The organism is Agrococcus sp. BE272, assembly GCF_031457935.1.
Classification (GTDB): domain Bacteria; phylum Actinomycetota; class Actinomycetes; order Actinomycetales; family Microbacteriaceae; genus Agrococcus; species Agrococcus sediminis.
Genome location: NZ_JAVDXL010000002.1, coordinates 72,279 through 86,394, shown reverse-complemented (window position 1 = coordinate 86,394; position 14,116 = coordinate 72,279). Strand labels below are relative to the sequence as shown.

General features: G+C 75.2%; 13 protein-coding genes. 9 read left to right on the top strand and 4 right to left on the bottom strand.

All coding sequences use genetic code 11. The features are described 5' to 3' along the window. Positions 1-70 precede the first annotated feature (70 nt). The 4 genes from J2X49_RS06825 to J2X49_RS06810 all read left to right on the top strand — a co-directional run bounded on the left by J2X49_RS06825 (position 71) and on the right by J2X49_RS06810 (position 5,979). Entirely contained in the window at positions 71-1,225 is a 1,155-nt protein-coding gene (locus J2X49_RS06825) for an exonuclease SbcCD subunit D (RefSeq protein WP_310124214.1), read from the top strand. Beyond that, positions 1,222-4,209 carry an SMC family ATPase gene (locus J2X49_RS06820; RefSeq protein WP_310124211.1) on the top strand — a complete coding sequence of 996 codons (2,988 nt, stop codon included), beginning with the start codon at positions 1,222-1,224 and terminating at the stop codon, positions 4,207-4,209. The genes J2X49_RS06825 and J2X49_RS06820 overlap by 4 nt, the downstream gene beginning before the upstream one ends. 10 nt (positions 4,210-4,219) lie before the next feature. Beyond that, the gene (locus J2X49_RS06815) at positions 4,220-5,380 is read left to right on the top strand and encodes a Rossmann fold nucleotide-binding protein (protein ID WP_310124208.1); all 1,161 of its coding nucleotides are present in this window, start codon (positions 4,220-4,222) and stop codon (positions 5,378-5,380) included. An 89-nt stretch (positions 5,381-5,469) separates the two neighbouring features. Continuing rightward, a complete protein-coding gene (locus tag J2X49_RS06810; RefSeq protein WP_128188884.1) occupies positions 5,470-5,979 on the top strand; it encodes a general stress protein in 510 nt (169 codons plus the stop codon). Here the strand turns inward: J2X49_RS06810 and J2X49_RS06805 are convergent. Then, complete coding sequence (locus J2X49_RS06805; RefSeq protein ID WP_310124203.1) at positions 5,927-7,510, bottom strand: MDR family MFS transporter; 1,584 nt, start codon at positions 7,508-7,510, stop codon at positions 5,927-5,929. The two genes, J2X49_RS06810 and J2X49_RS06805, sit on opposite strands and share 53 nt — an antisense overlap. An 80-nt stretch (positions 7,511-7,590) precedes the next feature. Then, positions 7,591-7,998 carry a VOC family protein gene (locus tag J2X49_RS06800; RefSeq protein ID WP_310124200.1) on the bottom strand — a complete coding sequence of 136 codons (408 nt, stop codon included), beginning with the start codon at positions 7,996-7,998 and terminating at the stop codon, positions 7,591-7,593. 73 nt (positions 7,999-8,071) lie between these two features. Here J2X49_RS06800 and J2X49_RS06795 point away from each other — a divergent pair, with 73 nt between their 5' ends. From J2X49_RS06795 to J2X49_RS06775, 5 genes are read left to right on the top strand one after another with little or no spacing between them, the layout of a single operon-like run. Further along, positions 8,072-8,719: a TetR/AcrR family transcriptional regulator gene (locus J2X49_RS06795; RefSeq protein WP_310124197.1), complete on the top strand. Its 648-nt coding sequence runs from the start codon at positions 8,072-8,074 to the stop codon at positions 8,717-8,719. Between the two features lie 60 nt (positions 8,720-8,779). Beyond that, on the top strand, positions 8,780-9,433 hold the full coding sequence (locus J2X49_RS06790) for a CDP-alcohol phosphatidyltransferase family protein (protein WP_246991771.1): 654 nt from the start codon (positions 8,780-8,782) through the stop codon (positions 9,431-9,433). After that, a complete protein-coding gene (locus J2X49_RS06785; RefSeq protein WP_246991772.1) occupies positions 9,430-9,885 on the top strand; it encodes a hypothetical protein in 456 nt (151 codons plus the stop codon). Before J2X49_RS06790 ends, J2X49_RS06785 begins: the two co-directional genes overlap by 4 nt. A 58-nt stretch (positions 9,886-9,943) precedes the next feature. Beyond that, positions 9,944-10,435 (top strand): GyrI-like domain-containing protein, encoded by a 492-nt coding sequence (locus J2X49_RS06780; RefSeq protein WP_246991774.1) that lies wholly within the window; start codon positions 9,944-9,946, stop codon positions 10,433-10,435. Positions 10,436-10,484: 49 nt separating this feature from the next. Continuing rightward, positions 10,485-11,144 carry a DsbA family oxidoreductase gene (locus tag J2X49_RS06775; RefSeq protein WP_310124188.1) on the top strand — a complete coding sequence of 220 codons (660 nt, stop codon included), beginning with the start codon at positions 10,485-10,487 and terminating at the stop codon, positions 11,142-11,144. A gap of 16 nt (positions 11,145-11,160) precedes the next feature. On the opposite strand, the gene J2X49_RS06770 is transcribed toward J2X49_RS06775, so the two are convergent. Together J2X49_RS06770 and J2X49_RS06765 are read right to left on the bottom strand one after the other, a co-directional pair. Next, the gene (locus J2X49_RS06770) at positions 11,161-11,910 is read right to left on the bottom strand and encodes a class I SAM-dependent methyltransferase (RefSeq protein WP_310124185.1); all 750 of its coding nucleotides are present in this window, start codon (positions 11,908-11,910) and stop codon (positions 11,161-11,163) included. Positions 11,911-11,933: 23 nt separating this feature from the next. Then, positions 11,934-14,060, bottom strand: a complete 2,127-nt coding sequence (locus J2X49_RS06765; RefSeq protein WP_310124184.1) for an SNF2-related protein — start codon at positions 14,058-14,060, stop codon at positions 11,934-11,936. Positions 14,061-14,116: the final 56 nt, after the last annotated feature.

The window sequence follows — 14,116 nt, the reverse complement described above, 5'->3', positions numbered from 1 at the left end:
GGGCCTGGATCCAGCCTATCGGCGCGCGGCGGTGCGACCCGACGTCGGCGGCCGCACGTAGCGTGGGTGCATGCGGCTGCTCCACACCTCCGACTGGCACGTCGGGCGCACGTTCCACGGGGCCGACACGCTCGATGCGCTCGCGGATGCGTTGGGCGCGATCGCGGGTATCGTCCGCGACCGCGGGGTCGACGCGGTGCTCGTCGCGGGCGACGTCTACGATTCGGCGATGCCCGCCGGCCGGCACGTCGAGGCGCTGACGCTCGCGCTCGGCGAGATCCGCGCCGCGGGGGCCGAGATCGTGCTCGCGAGCGGCAACCACGACTCGGCCGCGCGGCTGGGCGCGAACGCCGGCTTCGCGCGGGCGGGCGGACTGCACCTGAGCACCCTCGCGCTCGAGCCGGAGTCGTGGCGCGTCGAGCTCGCCGACGAGCACGGGCCGGTGCACGTCTTCGCCGTGCCGTACCTCGAGCCGGTGGCGCTGCGCTCGTCGCTGCCCGAGGCCGGGATCGCGAGCCAGGACGACGCGATCGCGTGGGCGATGGCCGCGGTGCGGGCGTCGCTCGCCGAGTCTCCCGCGCGCTCGGTCGTGCTCGCGCACTGCTTCGCCGCGGGCGTCGCCGCGCCGGAGGACGACGCCCCGCGCGACATCACCGCAGGCGGCCTCGACGTCGTGCGCGCCTCGCGGTTCGAGGGCGTCGACTACGTCGCGCTCGGCCACCTGCACTCGCGGCAGGAGCTCTCCCGCTCGGTGCGCTACTCGGGCGCCCCGCTCCACTACTCCTTCAAGGAGCGCTCGCCGCTGCGCGGCGGCTGGCTCGTCGACCTCGACGCCGATGGCCTCGCCGAGGTCGAGTGGGTCGACCTGCCCGTGCCGCGGCAGCTCACGACGATCGAGGGCGAGCTCGACGCGCTGCTCGCGGATGCGCGCCTCGAGGGCACCGAGGAGCACTGGATCCGGGCCCGGCTCACCGACCGCGTGCGGCCCATGGACGCGATGCGGCGCCTCCGCGCCCGCTGGCCGCACGCGGCCGAGGTGCAGTGGCTCGGCGGCGACGACCTGCCCGCGATCGAGGTGCGCGCGCGGCTCGCCCGCCGCTCGGAGGCGGAGGTCGTCGGCGACTTCCTCGAGCACGTGCGCGCCGGGGCCGTCGCGACCGACGCCGAGGCCGAGCTCGTGCGCGACGGCCTCGCGCGCGCGGTCGCCGCGGAGTCCGCGCAGTGAGGCTGCTGCGGCTCGAGCTCGCCGGCTTCGGCCCGTACCGCGACCGGTTCGAGATCGACTTCGCGGCGTTCGACGCCGACGGCCTCTACCTCATCGCGGGCCCGACGGGCGCGGGCAAGTCGACGATCCTCGACGCCATCACGTACGCGCTCTACGGCGGCGCCCCGCGCTACGCGAAGGGCGCCGCGCACCTCCGCAGCGACCTCGCCGGCCCCGCCGACCTCACCTGGGTCGAGCTCGACGTGGCGGTCGGCGACCGCGTCCTGCGGGTGCGGCGCACGCCCGAGTACGAGCGGCCCAAGCTGCGGGGCACGGGGCTCACGAAGGAGCGCGCGACGGCGACGCTGTGGGAGCGCGATGGCGACGGCTGGCGCACCCTCGCGACGAGCGTCGACGACGCGAGCACCGAGGTCGTGCGGAGCCTGGGCCTCCGCAAGGACGAGTTCCTCAAGGTCATCCTGCTCGCGCAGGGCGGGTTCGCCGAGTTCCTCGCGGCCTCGAGCGACGAGCGCAAGGCGCTGCTCGAGCGGCTCTTCGGCACCGGGAGCATGCGGCGGCTGCGCGAGCTGCTCGTCGCCGACGCGAAGGCGATCACGGCCGAGCGCGAGGCGCTGGAGCGCGAGCGCGACGACCGCGCCGCCCGCGTGCGCGACGCGGCCACGTCGCTGCGCGACGACGACGAGGAGGAGGCGCTGCCCGACGGCGCCGACGAGGCGGCGCTCGCTGCGCTCGAGGCGGCGATCGACGACCGGGTCGCGCAGTCGGCCGAGGTCGCGACGGCGGCGGGAGCCGCCGAGCGCGAGGCGCGGGCGGCGCGCGACGAGGCGCGGGCGCTCCTCGAGCGCATCGCGCGGCGCGACGCGGCACTGTCGGCGCTCGCCGACCTCGCCGAGGCCGCCGCGGCGATCGACGACGACCGCGAGCGGCTCGCCGACGCCGATCGGGCCGCCGGGGTCGCCGCGGAGCTCGACCGCTGGGCGCGCGCCGACACCGGCGTCGAGCGCTCGATCGCCGAGCTCGACGCGGCCACCGCCGCGCTCCCCGCCGGCGTCGCGGCCGAGCGCCCGATCGTCGAGGCCGAGCACGAGGCCGCGGTGCGCGTCGCGTCACGCGCGACCGAGACGCGAGCGCTCGAGTCGTCGCTGCCGGGGCTCGACCGCCAGGCGACGGCGGCCGAGGAGGCGGCGGCGCAGGCGCAGGCCGCGGTCGACGCGGCGAAGCGGCGCCGCGCCGACGCGCCCGCGGCGCGCCGGCTGCTCAGCGACGCGCGCGAGGCCGCGACCGCCCTCGCCGCCGGCGCCGACGCGGCAGCCCGGCAGGTCGACGCCGCCCTCGAGCGGCTCGCGGCGCGCGACGCCGCCGACGCGCTCGCCGAGCCGCTCGCCGCCGCTCGGGCGGAGGCCGTGCGCAGCGCCGCAGCGCAGCACACCGCGGCCGACGAGCTGCACCGGCTGCAGGCCGCGCGCATCGACGGCATGGCGGGCGAGCTCGCGAGCGAGCTCGCGGACGGCGAGCCGTGCCCGGTGTGCGGCTCGATCGAGCACCCGGCGCCGCACGCGCCGGCGAGCGAGGCGGTCACGGCCGACGACGTCGCGGCCGCGCTCGAGCGGAGCCACCGCGCGCTCGCCGGGGCGGGCGCGGCGCACGAGGCGCTCGCCGCGCTCGAGCAGCGGCTCGCAGCCGCCGAGGCCCGCGCGGGGAGCGACGATCGGGCGTCGCTCGAGCGCGCGCTCGAGGATGCGCGGGCGGCGGTGCGCGTCGCCGCCGACGCCGCGGTCGAGCGCGACGAGGCCGAGCGGCGGCTCGCCGAGCACGATGCGGCCGCCGAGCGGCTCGACGCCGAGGTCGCCGAGCTCGAGCAGGTCGCTGCCGCGAGCGCCGCCGAGGCGGCGACCGCGGGCGCCCGACGGGACGACGCGCGCGATCGGCTCGCGGAGGAGCTCGGGGAGCACCCCGACGCCGGCGCGCTGCTCGCCGCCGCGACCGGTCGGCGCGATGCGCTGCGCCGCTGGCTCGACGCCGACGCGCACGCCGGCGCCGCCCGCGCCGAGCACGATGCGGCCGCGAGCACCGGTGCCGCAGCGCTCGCCGAGCACGCGCTGCCCGATCGCGAGGCGACGGCCGCGATGCGGCTCGAGCCCGCCGCGAGGAAGGCGCTGCTCGCGCGCATCACGACCCACGACGCAGCCGTCGCGAGCGCGCGCGGCGTGCTCGCGCAGCCCGACCTCGCGGGTCTCGGCGAGCCGCCGGAGCTCGAGCCGCTCGAGGCGGCGCTCGGCGAGGCGAGCGCGGCCGCGGCGCGCGCGAACCGAGCGGCAGCGGCCGCCGAGACGACCCGCGACCTCGCCGCCGCCGACCTCGCCGCCGCGAGGGAGGCCATCCGCTCCCTCGCCGAGGGCGCCGAGCACGCCGACGCCGTGCGCGGGCTCGCGCGCGCCCTCGACGGCCGCAACGAGCGCGCGCAGGACATCGAGACCTACGTGCTCGCGACGCGCCTCGCGACCATCATCGACGCGGCGAACCTGCGCCTCGCGGCGATGACCGACGGGCGGTTCACGCTCGTGCTCGACGAGGCGCGCGCCTCGCACGGCCGCGCGAGCGGGCTCGGCATCGCGGTGCTCGACGCGCACACGGGCCTCGCCCGGCCGACCCGCTCGCTGTCGGGCGGAGAGACGTTCCTCGCCTCGCTCTCGCTCGCGCTGGGCCTCGCCGACGTCGTGCAGGCGGAGGCAGGCGGGGTGTCGCTCGAGACGCTCTTCGTCGACGAGGGCTTCGGGTCGCTCGACCAGGACACGCTCGAGTCGGCGATGGCGACCCTCGACGAGCTGCGCGCGGGCGGACGCACGGTGGGCGTCATCAGCCACGTGCAGCAGATGCAGGAGCGCATCCCGTCGCGCATCCGGGTGGTGCCGCTGCCCGGCGGCGGCAGCCGCATCGAGGTGTCGCCGCCGAGCGCTCAGGGCATCGCGGAGCCCGCTCGGTAGGCTCCCCGGCATGCACGACTCCGACGAGCGACCGCAGCACGGCCGACTGCTCGACATCGGCACCCTCGAGGCGTTCGACCGCTTCGCCGCGCGGGCGCACAGTATGTACGGCTGGCGCATCCAGGACGTCGACCTGCGCGAGCGCGGCGACGTGCTCGCGCGGCTCGACGGCTACGGCGCGCTCGTGCTCGGCTCCGACCTCCCCGAGGGCGCGAAGGAGCGCCTCACCGGGCAGGGGGCGCTCGTGTTCGACGACGTGCCCGAGGTGCCGTTCAACGCCTACCGGTCGACGCTCTACTCCCCCGACGACCTCGTCGACGGCCTCGAGCACGGCTACGCCGAGAGCTTCGACGCCCGCGTCTACGCCTGGTCGCGCACGCGCCACCACGACATCGCGCACACCCTCGCTGCGGCGCTCCACGACCACTCCATCGACGACGCGCTCACAGAGTGGGTGCAGGGCAGGGCGATCGTCGGCATCATGGGCGGCCACGCCCTGGCGCGCGACTCCGAGGCCTACCGGCAGGCCGCGCACCTCGCGCACGGGCTCGCCCGCGCCGGCCGCATCGTCGCCACCGGTGGCGGGCCGGGTGCGATGGAGGCCGGCAACCTCGGCGCCCGCGCGGTCGCCCTCTCGCCCGCCGAGCTCGACGAGGCGATCGACGAGCTCGCGGCCGTGCCGTCGTTCCACGGCTCCATCCCCGAGTGGATCGCCTCCGCCCGTCGCGTGGCCGAGCGCGTCGGCGACGGCGTCTCGCTCGGCATCCCGACCTGGCACTACGGCCACGAGCCGCCCAACTCGTTCGCCACCTCCATCGCGAAGTACTTCCAGAACTCCGTGCGCGAGGACATCCTGCTGCGCGTCGCGAACGCCGGCATCGTGGTGCTGCCCGGCAGCGGCGGCACGGTGCAGGAGATCTTCCAGGACGCGTGCGAGAACTCCTACGCCGAGGAGGGCGCGTGGGCGCCGCTCGTGCTGCTGGGCGAGCGCTACTGGACCGAGCAGCTGCCCGCCTGGCCGCTGCTGCAGGCGGTCATGCGCGGCAAGCCGGGCGAGGCCGGCATCGCGCTCGTCGACGACGTGGCGGATGCCGTGGCCGCGATCGCGGCGTTCGATCCGGCCCCGGGGTCGGCGGCCATGCACCGCCCGGCACCCGAGGACCGGCGGTAGGCCCCAGCCGCCCGAATCGCTCCGGGCGCGCACTCAGCAACGGGTGCGAGGATGCACGGAGAGGCCCGGAGTGGCCGCGAGGAGGCATCATGACCGACATCCAGGACCCGCTGCGGGGCCGCACCGAGCCGACGCCGCCGTCGACCACGATCGCCGAGTTCGACACGTACGAGGAGGCGCAGGCCCTCGTCGACCGCTTGAGCGACGCGCAGTTCCCCGTGCAGCACGTGCGCATCGTCGGCACCGGGCTCACCACGGTCGAGCAGGTGCTCGGCCGCATGACCTACGGCCGCGCCGCGCTCTCGGGCGCGCTCGGCGGCGCCTGGTTCGGCCTCTTCATCGGCCTGCTCTTCGGCCTGATCATCGCCGACTCGTGGGCGTGGGTGATCTGGGCCGTGCTCATGGGCGCCGCGTTCGGCATGATCGCGGCCGTCGTGCAGCACGCCATGACCGGCGGCAAGCGCGACTTCACGAGCATCCGCGGCCTGCAGGCCGAGCGCTACGGGGTGCAGGTCACGAACGAGCACGCCGCCGAGGCCGTGCGCGTCATGGGGCGGGCTCCGCAGGCACCGACCGCGCCGCCGGCTCCGCAGGCGTAGCCGCCGCAGGCTCGGGCGCCGCGGGCAGCGGACCCGTCGCCGGGTCGCGGTGGTCGGGCTCGGCGGGCACCGCGTCGGCGGGCTTCCGCAGCCAGAGCGTGGCGATCACGCCCAGCACCCACAGCGCCGCGGCACCCGTGAACGCGATGCGCGCGCCCTCGAGCAGCGCGTCGCCGCGCGCGACGCCCTCGGCGACGAGCTGCGCCTGACGGGTCGCCATGATCGTCACGAACGCCGCCGTGCCCGCGGCGCCCGCGACCTGCTGCACGGTGCCGACCATCGCCGAGCCGTGCCCGTACAGGTGGTGCGGCAGCGAGCCGAGCGAGACGGTGAACAGCGGCGGGAACGTGAACGCGAAGCCGAGGCTCAGCACCATCTGCATGAGCAGCACGACCCACCACGGCGTCGTCACCTGCAGCTGCGTGTAGAGCACGAGCGCGGTGAGCACGACGAGCGCGCCGGGGATCACGAGCGGGCGCGGGCCCCACCGGTCGTAGAGGTTGCCCACCACGGGGCCGAGCAGGCCCGTGAGCAGCGCGCCCGGCAGCGTGATGAGGCCCACCTGCAGCGGCTCGAGCCCGAGCGCGTCCTGCAGGATGAGCGGCAGCAGGATGAGCGTGCCGAACATCGCCGCCATCGCGATCATCATGACGACGACGGATGCGGTGAAGAGCGGGTGGCGGAACGTGCGCAGGTCGAGCAGGGCCGCGTCGCTGCGCTGCAGGCGCACCTGGCGGAGCACGAACGCCACGAGGCCGACGACCCCGACGCCGAGCGCCACCGGCAGCTGCCAGGCAGGCAGGCCCTCCGCGCCCATGAGCGAGAGCCCGTAGACGAGGCCGCCGAAGCCCAGCGCCGCGAGCGGGATGGAGAGCACGTCGAGGCGCGGGGGCGTCTGCGCGTCGCCGCGGCGCAGGGTGCGCCAGCCGATCAGCAGCATGACGACGGCGAGCGGCGCGACGCCGAGGAAGATCCAGCGCCACGAGGCGATCTGCAGGATCGCGCCCGAGAGCGTCGGGCCGAGCGCGGGCGCGACCGACATGACGAGCGAGATGGTGCCCATGAACGCGCCGCGGCGGGCGGGCGGCACGAGCTGCATCACGGTGGTCATGAGGAGCGGGAAGACGATGGCGGTGCCGGAGGCCTGCACGACGCGGCCGAGCAGCAGCAGCGCGAACGACGGCGCGATGCCGGCGATGAGCGTGCCGAGCACGAACGAGCCCATCGCCGCGATGTAGAGCGTGCGGGTCGAGAAGCGGGCCATGAGCCAGCCGGTCGTCGGGATGACGACGGCCATCGTGAGCATGAACGCGGTGGTGAGCCACTGCGCGGCGCGCTCGTCGATGCCGAGCTGGGGATCCTCGACGAGGGTCGAGATGGCGACGTTCATCGCCGTCTCGTTGAGGATCACGACGAAGGCCGAGACGAGGAGGGTGGCGATGATGATCGCCCCGCCGGGGGCGAGGCGATCGGATGCGGGGCGTGCCGGGCGCGTGTCGCTGCTGCCGGCTGGTTCGGTGTGGGTCTGCATGGTGCTCCGTCATGGCAACGCGAACCCGGCCGGAGCATTCCCGCGGGTTCGCGTCGCTGCGTGGGAAGTCGGAGGGCCGGTCAGGCCGGCGGGCCCTCCATGTGGAGGAAGTCGATGATGTGGCCGTCGGGATCCGTGAGCTGGCCGCCGTACATGCCCCACTCGTTCTCCTCGACCGGCTTGGAGAGCGTACCGCCCGCCGCCGCGCCGGCGGCGCCGAACGCGTCGACCTCCTCGCGGCTGCCGAGCAGCATCGCGAGCAGGTTCTCGAGGGAGCCGCGCGGGGCGCGCTGCTGGTCGCCGACGAGGAACCCGTCGAAGCGGTCGCGCTCGAGCAGCATGATCGCGACCTCGTCGCTCACCGTCATGCAGCTCGTCGTCTCGTCGCTGAAGTCAGGGTTGCGCGTGAAGCCGAGCGCCTCGTAGAACGCCGTCGCCCGCGCGATCTCCTCGACCGCGTAGTTGGGGAACACCATCCGGACCGCCATGGCCGCTCCTGACACCTCGCCCATCGTGTGAACGGCGTTCACATTAGGCCCGGCGGCCGGGTAGCGTCAAGGGGTGGCACGATCCGGCTACTTCCACGGCGACCTGCGCCGCGCCCTCCTCGACGCGGGCCTCGACGCCGCGCGCGCGGGCGGCCCGGAGGCGGTGAGCCTGCGGGAGCTCGCGCGCACCGTCGGCGTCGCGCCATCGGCGGTGTACCGGCACTTCGCGAGCCACGAGCAGCTCATCGGCGCGATCGCGCGCCGCTCGCTCGCGATGGTCGCGGATGCGATGGAGGACGAGATCGCGCGCGTGCCGACCGGCGATGCCACCGCGTGGGCGGACGGCGCCATCGCCGCGGTCGGGCTCGGGTACGTGCGGTTCGCGTGGCGGGAGCCCGGGCTCTTCCGCCTCGCCTTCCGCGCGCACGGCGACCTCGAGGCGGCGCACGACGAGGCGGCGCGCGGCGCGAGCGGGCGCACGCCCTACGAGCAGCTCGAGCGCGCGCTCGATGCGCTCGAGGCCGTCGGCGAGCTGCCCCGCGAGCAGCGGCCCGGCGCCGAGGCGCTCGCGTGGTCGGCCGTGCACGGCTTCGCGACGCTGACCGTGGAGGGCCCGCTGCGCTCGCTCGACGAGCGCACGCGCGAGGCGCTGTCGTGGCGGATCGTCGAGATGGTGCGGCTCGGCCTCTCGGCCACGGCGCCGGAGCCGGGGCCGGCGTGAGCGGAGCCGGCTCCCCCGCCGCCTCCTGACTGCGCCCGCGCGCTGTGCTATCAAGAGGGCATGGCCCCCGCCCCGGCACGTGAGCGCGACCCGGACGACCCGTACTTCACGCGGGTCCTCACGCTGCCGAACGTCATCACGCTCGCGCGGCTGCTCCTGCTGGCCCCCGTCTGCTGGCTGATCGTCGCGGGTGCGGATGGGTCGTGGCTGCCGGTCGTGCTGCTGGCGCTCTGGGCGTCGACCGACTGGATCGACGGGGTGCTCGCGCGCGCCATGGACCAGACGTCGCGCGTCGGCGAGGTGATGGACCCGGTCGCCGACCGCATCGGCATCATCGGCGTGACGCTGTCGCTCGCGATCGCGGGCGCCGTCGACTGGTGGATCCTCGCCGTCATCGCGGGCGTCGACGTCATCGCGGTCGCCTTCGCCGGGCGCGCGGCGCGCGACGGCAGCATCCACGTGTCGTGGCTCGGGAAGGTGCGCACCGCGCTCATGCTCACGGCCGTCGTGCTGCTGCTGGTCGGCCACACGGTGCTGCCATGGGTGACGCCGATCGCGATGACGCTCATGCTGCTCGGGCTCGGCCTGCACGTGATCGCGTGCGTCGACTACATCCTGCAGGCGCGTCGCCTGCGACGGGTGCAGACTGGTGCACTGGCGCGGCCCGCTGCGGGCGACGCGCACGCGCAGGACGACACCGAGGAGGCGCGATGACCGAGTGGCACGAGGACCGCGAGCGGCTCGCGGCGCAGGTCGAGGACCTGCTGGCGGGCTGGCACGAGTCGGTCGAGCGCGTGCCGGGCGAGGACGGCGAGCCCGACACGCTCGTCGCCCGCGACGGCGACCGGGTGGCGGCGATCCTGCCGCTCGACGAGGAGAGCGTCGAGGAGATGGTCGACGCGGAGGCCGAGGGCGAGCTCGCGCAGTGGCTGCGCGACGAGCTGGCCGAGGACGCCGACCGCGACGACGACGACCTCGACGACGACGAGGACGACGACCTCGAGGCCGCCGCCGACGCGTGGCTCGGCGACGACGCCGACGGCGACGGCGACGCGGCCGTCGACACCTCCGCAGCGGCGGACGACGACGACGATGACGACGACTTCGACCTCGACGACTGGGACGACCCCGAGGCCGACGCGCTCATCGACGAGCTGCCCGCCTGAGCGGGCGCCGCGCGATCCGGCCCTGGCCGTCGCGCCGCTTCGGTGCGACGCTGGCCGCATGACCGAGAGCACCGACCCCCGGCTCGTGACGCTGCAGCCGACGACGATCGCGGCGATCCGCGAGACCGTCCCGATGGCGGGCATCACCGACTTCTTCGACCGCGCCTACCGCACGGTCGTGCGCGTGATGGCGAGCCAGGACATCCATCCCACCGGCGCGCCGGTCGGCGTCTACTGGTCGGCGCCGACCGACACGATCGAGATGAGCGCCGGCTTCCCCGCCGACGCGGCCGACGCGGCCGTCGCGGCCGAGGAGGGCGTCGCGGCGGAGCGGCTGCCCGCCGGCCGCGCCGTGCAGCTGACGCATGCCGGCGCCTACGGCACGATGCGGGCGTCGTACGACCGGCTCGCGGCCTGGGCCGAGGAGCAGGGGCTGCCGCTCGGGCCGGTGATGTGGGAGACGTACCTCACGGAGCCGCGGCCCGACGTCGACCCCGCCTCGATGCGCACGCTGATCACGTGGCCGCTGCAGGAGCCCGCCGGATCCTGATCCGGACGGATGCGGAATCCGGGCGGCCCGCCGCGCGTTGGCCGTCAGCATGCAGATCGACATCTGGTCAGACGTGGCGTGCCCGTGGTGCTTCATCGGCAAGCGGAGGTTCGAGGCGGCGCTCGCCGCCTGGGAGCACCGCGACGAGGTGGAGGTGACCTGGCACTCGTTCCAGCTCGACCCGAGCCTCCCCGAGCGCTACGACGGCACCGAGGTCGAGTACCTCTCGACCCGCAAGGGGATGTCCGTCGAGCAGGTGCGGCAGATGATCGAGCACGTCGGCGAGCAGGCGGCCGGCGAGGGCCTGCGCTACGACTTCGACCGGCTCGTGGTCGCCAACAGCCTGCGCGCGCACCAGCTGCTGCACCTCGCGAAGGCGCACGGGCGTGGCGACGCCGTGAAGGAGGCGCTGCTCTCGGCGCACTTCGAGCGCGGCATCGACATCGGCGACGTCGACGCCCTCGCGGCGCTGGGCGCGGAGGCGGGCCTCGACGAGCACGAGGTGCGCGAGGCGCTCGCCGACGAGCGCTTCCTGCCCGCGGTGCGGGCCGACATCGCGCAGGCGCGGGAGCTCGGGGTCAACGGCGTGCCGTTCTTCGTCTTCGACATGCGGCTCGGGCTCTCGGGCGCGCAGCCGGCGCAGGTCTTCACGCAGGCGCTCGAGCAAGCTCACGCGCTCGAGCTCGAGGGCGCGACCGCCGAGCGCTGAGCGGCTGTCGCCGCGCTCAGCCCGGGCGCCTCGCGAGGTAGACCCACTCGCGCCCCGGGCGGTCGGGCGCGTCGCGCACGTCGACCACCTCGAGCCCGGCGCGCGCGAGCGACCGCTCGATGGCGGCGCGCGGGCGGAAGCGCAGCGTCGTGGTGGAGTCGATGCACGTGCCGTCGCGGTGGAAGACGGTCGGCGACGAGAAGGTGACGAGCTCGCCGTCGACGCCCGTGACCTCGATCCACTCCTCCACCTGCCCCTCGTGCGGCACGTCGACGACCTGCCGCGTCGCATCCGGCGTCCACTCGAGCCACGCCCGCCGCTCGGGCCTGCGCGACTCGAGCACGAGCGTGCCGCCGGGCCGGAGCGCCCGCCGCGCCGCGACGAGCACCGAGAGCCAGTCGAGGTCGTCGAGGAAGACCTGCGCGACGTTGGCCGTCATGGTGACGACGTCGACGCCCGAGCGACCCCGCGCATCCGCCCGCGTCGCCGCGTCGGCGAGGCCGACGACCCAGCGCACCGCGTCGGCGCGGGGCTTCGCCCGGGCGACGGCGACGGATGCGGCGGCCGGGTCGACGCCGGTGACGTCGAGCCCGCGGGCGGCGAGCATGAGCGCGAAGGTGCCGGTGCCGCAGCCGATGTCGAGCGCCGATCGGGCGCCCAGCTCGTCGACGACGATCCGCTCGTAGACCTCGAGGTCGGAGCGGTCGGCGTCGAGCGCGTCGTAGACCGCCGCGAGCCTCGGATCGCCGAAGATCGCGTCGACCACGGCCGCCTCAGCCCGTCGCGCCGTCAGCGCCGCGCGATGCGGGCGGCGACGGCGTCGCGGAGCATGCCCTCGACGGCCGCCTGCCGCAGGTCGCCCGTGGTCGGCTCGTCGCCGGTGGTGCCGTCGATCGCGCGGCCGACCATGCCGGCCTTCGCGTCGAGCAGCTCGGCGATGCGCGTGTCGATCGTCTGCGCGGCGAGGATGCGCCACACGGTGACCGGCATCGACTGGCCGATGCGATGGATGCGGTCGATCGCCTGCGTCTGCTCGGCGTCGGTCCAGGAGAGCTCGGCGAGCACCATGTCGGCGGCCGCCTGCAGGTTGACACCCACGCCCGCCGCCATGAGCGAGCAGACGATGACCTGCACCGAGTCGTCGTTCGTGAACGCGTCGATCGCGCTCTGGCGCTGCGTCGGCGTCTGGTCGCCGCGGATCGAGACGGTCTTGATGCCGGCCTTCGCGAGCGTCTGCTCGGCGGCGTCGAGGACGTCGATGTGCTTGGCGAAGAAGACCACCTTGCCCACCGAGTGCGCGAGCTGGCCCGCGTAGTCGGCGGCGAGTTCGGCCTTCGCGCGGCCGATGCGGCGGGCGAGCGCGAAGACGTTCTCGCCCGTGCTGCCCTCCTGCGTCTCGACCTCGCTGCGGGCGATGCGGTGCACGAGCTCGTCGTCGACGCGGCTGTCGTCGCGCGCGTCGGCGGAGCGCTGCTCCATCGCGGCGTCGTAGCGGCGCAGCATGCGGTCGACGAGCTCGCGCTCGGCGGCGCGGATGGAGCGGCCGGATGCCTCGTCAAGCTCGACGGGGATGTCGGCGATGCGGCGGGCCGGGATGTCGGCGGCGACGTCGATCTTGCGGCGGCGCACGATGCCCATGTCGATCACGGCACGGCGCGCGGCCGGGTAGAAGCCGCGGTCCATGGGCGTCAGGCCGATCTGCTCGAGGTCGTCGGTGAGCTCGGCGTTCGGCTCCTTCTGGTCGATCCAGCCGAGGAACCGCCAGATCGCCCCGAAGTCCTCGATGTCGTTGATGAGCGGGGTGCCCGTCAGCGCCATGAGCAGCGGGTTGCCGACGCGCTCGCGCAGCGCCGCGGCGATCTGCAGCACGTGGCGCGACCGCTTCGAGCGGGTGTTCTTGATGAAGTGGGCCTCGTCGACGACCATGCCGCGGAAGCCGAAGCGCTCGAGCCAGCCGATGTGCCGGTCGAGCACCTCGTAGTTGACGACCACGACGTCGGCGAACGCGTCGAGCTGGTCGCCGTCGCCCTGCAGCACGGCGGCGCGGCGGCCGGGCACCCAGCGCTCGGTCTCGCGCGCCCAGTTGATCTTCACGACGCTCGGCGCGACGACGAGCAGCGGGAACGCATCCGCCGCCTGCGCGGCGAGCAGCGCCTGCGCGGTCTTGCCGAGGCCCGGCTCGTCGGCGAGCAGGAACGTGCGGTGCCCCTCGCGGGCGGCCTGCACGAGCTCGGCCTGGTGGTGCATGAGCTGCTTGCCGCCGGGCGCGATGCGCTGCTTGGGCTGCGGCAGGGGCATGCACGCGGGCCGGCCGTCGGCCGCGACCTCGAACGAGAGGAACAGCGGCGAGAGCAGGTCGAAGCCGGCGAGGCGGTCGCGCTCAGGCTTGCGGCGCACGTGCGACAGGTCGGGCTCGAGGAACGGGTTGGCGAGCTGCACGCGCCGCACCGAGGGCGGCACGACCTGCGGCGCCTGCGGCTCGGTCTGCTCGGGCTCGGGCGCCGAGGAGGCCTCGGGCTCGGGCTCGATGCCCGCGGCGAGCAGCATCTCGCGCTTGCGCTCGCGCACGGCGTCGGTGAGGGGCGCGCCCTCGCCGAGCAGCGGCAGCAGCGTGGGCTCGCGGCTCGCGGCCTTCGCGAGGATGACGGCGATGCCGTCGAGGCGCTTGAGCTCCTCGGCGCGCTGGGCGTCGGTGAGCTCCTTGTCGGCGCGCACGCGGGCGCGCTCCTCGCGGGCGAGGATCGCGACGACCTGCAGCTTGGTGCGGGTCGAGCGCGATGCCGCGCCGCGCTTCACACCGGCTTCGACCTGCCGGACGGCGCGGGCGAGCTGCGGGATGAGCGCGTCGCGCTCGCGCGACGGGGCGTCGGGGGATGCGTCCGTCTCGGGAGCATCGATGGTTGCGGCGTCGGCCACATGTCCTCCGTTCGAGGCGGGGCCGGCGATGCGGGCCCCAGGCGTTCAGGCTGCGA